Below are 6601 nucleotides of genomic sequence, written 5' to 3'. Positions count from 1 at the left end.
TCTGGTCATCGGCGGCATCTCCCTGAAGGCAGGGGCAACGCTGCGTTTGTGGGCCCCGCTCATCGGGGTGATCGCGGGTTCGGTTTTCGGCGGATCGCTGGGTCTCTACGACTTCGACCGGGTTGCCCGGGCTCCGTGGATCGGATTGCCACAGGGACACTGGCCGGGAATCGGAATCAACCTCGGTCCCGCCTTCGTGGAGCTCCTGCCCGCCTTTGCGTTCGTGGCGCTCATCGGCGCCATCCAGACGATCACCGGAGCGGTCGCCATCCAGCGCGTGTCGTGGCGCCGGCCGCGGGCCGTGGACTACCGGGCGGTCGAGGGCGCGGTGACCGCGGACGGCATCGGCAAACTGCTGTCAGGCATCGCGGGGATCGTGCCGACCCAGACCATCGGAGTCAGCGTCCCGACGGTTGAGCTGACGGGGGTCGCGGCCCGCCGCGTGGGAATCGTCGCCGCCGCCGTGCTGATCGTGCTGGCCTTCCTGCCCAAGTTCCTCGCCATGATACTGGCTATTCCGAGCGCGGTCGTCGTCGCCTATCTGACCGTCGTGCTGGCGTTGACCTTCGTCCGTGGGATGACCGAGGTGGTGCAGGGCGGGATCGATCACCGCAAGGCGCTCATCGCAGGGGTCTCCTTCTGGGTCGGCGTCGGCTGCCAGAACGATCTCCTGTTCCCGGAGCTTCTCGCGGAGTTGGGAGGCGGCCTGCTGGGGAACGGCATAACGGCCGGAGGTATCGTCGCGATCCTCATGACCCTGTTTCTGGAAGCGACGGCGCCCCGCCGCAGCCGGATCGAAGTAGAACTCGATCTGTCCGTACTGCCGAAGCTCAGGGCGTTCCTCGAGGCGTTCGCATCCCGCAACGGCTGGGGACCGGAGATGGTCGACCGTCTCGACGCCGCCAGCGAGGAGACGTTGCTGACGCTGATCGATCAGGACGAGGGTCGAGAGAAAAGCGGGCATCGCCGCCTGCTCCTTAAGGCGCGCAAGGAGAGCGGCGGCGCCGTCCTCGAGTTCATCGCCGCTGTAAGCGAGGAGAACGTCCAGGACCGGATAGGATTGCTGGCGGACCGGCCCGACGACGTGCTGATGGAGCAAGAAGTCTCGCTGCGGCTGTTGCGGCACATCGCGTCCTCCGTGCGCCATCAGCAGTTCCACGACATAGACATCGTCACCGTCCACGTAAAAGTGCCCTAGACGGACCAGGCGACCGGTTAGTACTTCGATCAGGTGGCGGGCTTTAGCGCCACAATAAGGCGGGAATTCCCGGTCGGTCCCCGCAGAGCCCACCGAGGGCAGCACAGAATGAGACGCGAAGAAACCGGCGAAGCGGAAGGCGCCGGCGTTCCGGGAGAAGCCGCGGAGCCCGTCGGTCCGCTGAAACATGAAGAAGAATTCGAACGGACCTGGACCGACCCGGGCAACACGCGAATCGAGTTGCCTCCAGTCGACATAAACAAGACGCTCGCCCGATCTTACCGCACGAACGTAACGCTCAGGTTTACCCGTACCATGCTGTGGGACATGGAGGTAAAAAAAGCGTTCCGGCCCGACCTCTACATTCCTTCCGTTGTAGCGAAAGGCAGTTCCCACTATTGGAACCGGAAGGCAGCGGCCGACGGAGCCGAATCCTTCGTGCGATGCTCTCGGCAACGCCTCTGGCTCGAGTCTTCGAAGCAGGGGTTGGTCCTGGAAAAGGTCTTCCTCAACCCCGTGCGGCAGCGTGTCACTTTCATCGGGGCGGCGGAACTTCCGGGCCGGGACGGAAAACCGCTTCGAGCGGGCGACGGACAGCCGCTCTTTCACGTCGAGCATTCGGCCGGGGGCAGTGAATTGCGCCCGCTGAACCTGTGGCGCATCGTTTACCTGACGGACGGACCACGGCAGGAACTGATTGAGCGGTTCACGCCCGCGAAGGACGCGTGGCTGCGCGAATTCGTCGAAATCTACATCCGGCGGGACTTGAAGATCGCGTTGACCCGGAGGGAGCCGCACGGATGAAGATCCGGGATATCCGCCACGTGGGGCTGCTGTCCCCCGCGATCGCGGCCCACACCAGGTTCTACCTGGAGGCGTGGGGGCTCCGATCGGCCGGTGAAGACCGGCAAGTCCGGTATTTCCGCGGCGCGTCAGCCGGGCACCACATACTCAGTCTGCATCCGGCGCAGCGGCGTGGGCTCCACCACCTGGCCTTCAGCGTGGACGGACGCGAGGCGGTCGACGCGGCGGCAGCCGAGTTCGAGCGCGAGGGAATCGCGCTCGTGGCGCATCCGGCCGACCTGGACGAACCGGGCGGCGGGTACGGGCTGCGGTTTCTGGACCCGGAAAACCGCTGCATCGAGCTATCGGCCGGCGGGTCCGAACACTCGTCCACCGTGGCCGAACACCCGAACGGCGGGTCCGAACACCCGAACGGCGGGTCCGGCGAGCACAACGGGCCCCGCCTGCTGTGCCACGTGGGTCTGAACACAACGCGGTTCGATCAGATCGTGGCGTTCTACACCGGTATGCTCGGGTTTCGGGTCTCGGACTGGATCGAGGACCGGATGGTCTTCCTCCGATGCGGCCGGAGCCATCACGTCATCGTCTTCAGTCGCGCGGATCACGCCTCGGTTAATCATATCGCGTACTTGATGGCGAACGTGGACGACGTGATGAAAGGGGTCTCCAACCTTCGTGTTCGGGGACACGAACCCGCCTGGGGACCGGGGCGTCACGGCCCGGGCAACAACATCTTCTGCTACTACAAGGATCCGGCCGGATACGTGAATGAACTCTCCAGCGACCTGGCGCACATCGAAGACGAAGCAACGCACACACCCGCGGTGTGGAGACGGGTGCCGGAAACCATGGACTACTGGGGTACGGCAGGAGCGCCCGGCCCCGACGTTCGGAAGGCGATGGCCGGCGATCCCGATCCGGGCTGGACCGCGATGGGCGTCGTCGAGGATTGACAGGGAGATGGCCGCGGTTTCGAGCGGGACCGGCGGAAAAAAAGCCGGTCTGCGCGCTGTGGAGCCTGGAACTCATGATGTGATCCGAGGTGATTCTTGTTGTGGAATGGGACCCGGTAGTGCATAATAAGAGGGACGCGGATGCCGGGTCGGCGTCTGCAGCGGACGCCCCCGGCTGGAACTGAACGACTGGTGTCAAGGAGGCGGTTTTGTTCAAAGCTTTGATCGCCGCGGCGGGACTGGAAGACATCCACGAAAAGGTCGTGGCGGGCGAGCGGCTTTCGGTCGACGACGGGAGAAGGCTGTACCGGAACGGGAATCTGCCCGCCATCGGCTATCTGGCCAACCTGGTGCGCGAGCGCATGCACGGCGACCGGGTTTACTTCGTGCGCAACCAGCACCTGAACTACACCAACATCTGCAACAAGAGCTGTCTTTTCTGTTCGTTCTACGCCCTGCCCAGGGACCCCGAAGGATACGTGCTTTCGCCTGATGACATCAGGGCGAGGATGGAGACCTACGCCGACATTCCCATTTCCGAGATCCACATGGTCGGGGGCGTGAACCCGAAGCTGCCCTACGCCTATTACCTGGATATCGTCCGGGTGATCAAGGAAGTCAGGCCCGGAGTGTCCCTCAAGGCCTACACCATGATCGAGCTCGAGCAGATCCGGCGAATCGGCAGGAAGTCCATGGCCGAGACCCTGCAGGACCTGAAAGAAGCCGGGGTGGACGCGCTGCCCGGCGGCGGGGCCGAGGTCTTCAGCGAACGGGTGCACGAGGAGCTGTTCCAGGCCAAGTCGGATTCGGACAAGTGGCTCGAGACCGCGCGTGTCGCCCACGAGGTGGGCCTGCCGTCGAACGCCACCATGCTGTACGGCCACGTGGAGCAGACGGAGGAGAAGGTCTATCACCTCATGAAACTGCGTGAACTGCAGGACGAGACGAAGGGGCTGCTGGCCTTCATCCCCCTGTCGTGGCACCCCGAGCGGACGGCGATCGAACACCTGCCGGGACCGACCGGCCAGATGGACCTCCGGGAGATCGCGGTGGCCCGGCTCATGCTGGACAACGTGCCCCACATCAAGTCGTTCTGGATCATGAACACACCGGCGGTTACGCAGGTGTCGCTGTGGTACGGCGCGGACGACATGGACGGCAGCGTCCTGGAGTACGAAATCACCCGGAACCCCGTCACCGACCGCATGCAGGCCCTGACCCACACGCAGATGCTCGACATGATCAGCGAATCGGGGCGGCAACCCGTCGAACGCGACGCGCTCTACCATGTCGTCGACCAGCCCGAAACCATACGGCCGGCCTATTTGGAAGCCGTCAACGGGGCAGAGGCCGAAGCGGTAACGAGCCCGGGATAATTCATATGATCACCGATATCGCGGAAAAAGTCCTGGCCGGAACGCGGCTGACCGCCGAGGACGGGAGGCGTCTGTTCCAGCACCCGAACGTCACAGAGCTGGGCATGCTGGCCGATCACGTGCGCCGGACCAGACACCCCGAACCGGTGGTGACCTACAACATCGGCCGGAATATCAACTATACCAATGTCTGCTGGGTACGGTGCAAGTTCTGCGCCTTCTATCGTCCACCGGGCCACCAGGAGGGATACACGCTGCCGGACGAGGAGATCTTCGCCAAGGTCGAGGAACTGATCGCTGTCGGAGGCGATACGCCGGAATCCTGCGAAATCCTCATGCAGGGCGGGCTGAACCCGAAGCTGAAGATCGATTACTACGAACGGCTCTTCTCGGAAATCACCCGGCGCTATCCCGCGGCCTATCTCCATTCGCTTTCCGTGGCGGAAATCGTCTATCTCGCCCACATCTCGAGAATCACGGTCGAGGAAGCGCTGATCCGCCTGCGCGCGGCCGGACTGAAATCCCTCCCGGGCGCCGGCGCCGAGATCCTGGATACCGAGGTGCGCGACGCCATCGCCTACCGAAAGGAAACGGTGCAGGAATGGCTGGACGTGCACAGCCTGGCCCACCGCCTCGGCATGAAGTCGACGGCCACCATGATGTTCGGCTCGGTTGAAACCGTCGAACACCGACTGAACCACCTTCTGCGGGTTCGCGAAGTACAGGACGATTCCCTGGCCCGTCACGACGGGTATTTCACGGCTTTCATCGCATGGAGCTTCCAGCCGGAGGGGACCGAACTGCCCGACACGCGAAAGGCGACGGGCTACGACTATCTGCGCACCGTGGCCATCGCCCGGCTCTTGCTGGACAATATCGAGAACGTCCAGGCGTCCTACGTGACCCAGGGGCCCAAGATCGCGCAGATCGCCCTGGGATACGGGGTGAACGATTTCGGCAGCACGATGATGGAAGAGAACGTCATCAGCGCCGGAGGTACGAGCTTCGTGATGCCAACCGACGAGATCCAACGGCTCATTAGCGACGCCGGATTCACGCCGCGTCGGCGCAACACGCGTTACGAGTACGTGGAAAACGGCGTATGATTGAAGTATGGTTAACAAAACCCGCATCTACGCCGTCAGCTTCCTGAATTCCCGGGCCTTGACCTACGGCCTGGAACACGGCGGGCTGGATCACGGGTTCGAGGTGTTCTACGATGTACCGTCCGTATGCGCCAGACAGGTCAGGGCGGGCGAGGCATCGGCAGCCGTCATCCCATCGGTCGAATACGCGCGCAGTCCGGTACCCTACGCCATCGTCCCCGGCGTCTCCATCGCATCCGACGGTCCGGTCGGCAGCATATTCCTGTTCCACAAGGTTCCGGTCCACCGGATCCGGACCGTGGCGATGGATGTGAGTTCCAGGACTTCGGTCGCCCTAGTCCGGATCGTACTGCATGAGCGGTACGGTCTTGAAGTCGATTCCGTCGACCATCCGCCGGACGTTTCAGCGATGTTGGAACGGGCGGACGCGGCCCTTGTCATCGGGGATCCGGCCCTGGAATATACGAACCGGCCCGAACCGCGGCTGGATCTGGGGGAAGCCTGGCGGGAACTGACAGGATTGCCTTTCGTTTACGCCTTCTGGGCTGGAATGGATGGCGGTCTCACACCCGGTGAGGTCGAACTGCTGATCGCGTCGAAGAATCAGGGGATGTCCGCCCTCGACCAGATCGCCGAAGTCCACGCGGGGGACCGTTCACAGCCGACGTCTTTCTACGCGTCGTACCTGAGAGACAACCTGGTGTTTGACCTGGGAGACCGGGAACACCGAGGGCTCATGGAGTTTTACGGACTGGCCCACGCCCGCGGCCTGATCCCGGACGTACCGGAACTGCGATTCTATCCGCGCCAAGGAAGGAGATGACCATGGCATCGACCACGACGACGGTCGGAATCGGCACGGGAAGCAACCGACGCGAAAACGTGCGGACGGCGGTAGAACGCTCCGCCCCGCAGCTGGCCTCCCTCATGCGGGATGAGGTCATGCTCAAGCCGAATTTCCTGTCCGGCACGAACCCGGTGGTATGCACCCATCCGGACGCGGTCCGCGGCGTGCTGGACGTCATCATGACCCTGCCCGAAAAACCGCGGCGGGTCCTGATTGCGGAGGGCGGCAACGAGACCGTACCCGGGGAGTGCTTCCGCCACATGGGTTACGCCGACATCCCCGACGAATACGACATCCCCACCGAGGGGGGGGATCTG

General features: G+C 63.6%; 7 protein-coding genes. All 7 read left to right on the top strand.

Annotated elements, in window-relative coordinates; genetic code table 11:
* Positions 1-1198 (top strand): hypothetical protein (locus OXG98_14150; GenBank protein ID MCY3773143.1); only part of this gene is annotated, 1198 nt, incomplete at its 5' end.
* A 108-nt stretch (positions 1199-1306) separates the two neighbouring features.
* Positions 1307-2002: a hypothetical protein gene (locus tag OXG98_14145; protein ID MCY3773142.1), complete on the top strand. Its 696-nt coding sequence runs from the start codon at positions 1307-1309 to the stop codon at positions 2000-2002.
* Complete coding sequence (locus tag OXG98_14140) at positions 1999-2955, top strand: VOC family protein (protein ID MCY3773141.1); 957 nt, start codon at positions 1999-2001, stop codon at positions 2953-2955. The genes OXG98_14145 and OXG98_14140 overlap by 4 nt, the downstream gene beginning before the upstream one ends.
* A gap of 209 nt (positions 2956-3164) precedes the next feature.
* A complete protein-coding gene (locus OXG98_14135; protein ID MCY3773140.1) occupies positions 3165-4331 on the top strand; it encodes a CofH family radical SAM protein in 1167 nt (388 codons plus the stop codon).
* A gap of 5 nt (positions 4332-4336) precedes the next feature.
* Entirely contained in the window at positions 4337-5437 is a 1101-nt protein-coding gene (mqnC, locus tag OXG98_14130) for a dehypoxanthine futalosine cyclase (GenBank protein ID MCY3773139.1), read from the top strand.
* Between the two features lie 7 nt (positions 5438-5444).
* Complete coding sequence (locus OXG98_14125; protein ID MCY3773138.1) at positions 5445-6260, top strand: menaquinone biosynthesis protein; 816 nt, start codon at positions 5445-5447, stop codon at positions 6258-6260.
* A 2-nt stretch (positions 6261-6262) separates the two neighbouring features.
* Positions 6263-6601 (top strand): DUF362 domain-containing protein (locus OXG98_14120; protein ID MCY3773137.1); only part of this gene is annotated, 339 nt, incomplete at its 3' end.

The organism is Gemmatimonadota bacterium, assembly GCA_026706345.1.
In the GTDB taxonomy this organism is placed as follows: Bacteria; JAAXHH01; JAAXHH01; order JAAXHH01; family JAAXHH01; genus JAAXHH01.
Note: the sequence above shows the minus strand (reverse complement) of the source record. Positions and strands in the feature narration are given on the sequence as shown.

What these genes read in the sequence shown, in the direction of transcription:
- OXG98_14145 (MCY3773142.1), top strand. Translation starts at nt 1,307, where the DNA reads ATGAGACGCGAAGAAACCGGCGAAGCGGAAGGCGCCGGCGTTCCGGGA.
- OXG98_14140 (MCY3773141.1), top strand. Translation starts at nt 1,999, where the DNA reads ATGAAGATCCGGGATATCCGCCACGTGGGGCTGCTGTCCCCCGCGATC.
- OXG98_14125 (MCY3773138.1), top strand. Translation starts at nt 5,445, where the DNA reads ATGGTTAACAAAACCCGCATCTACGCCGTCAGCTTCCTGAATTCCCGG.
- mqnC (MCY3773139.1), top strand. Translation starts at nt 4,337, where the DNA reads ATGATCACCGATATCGCGGAAAAAGTCCTGGCCGGAACGCGGCTGACC.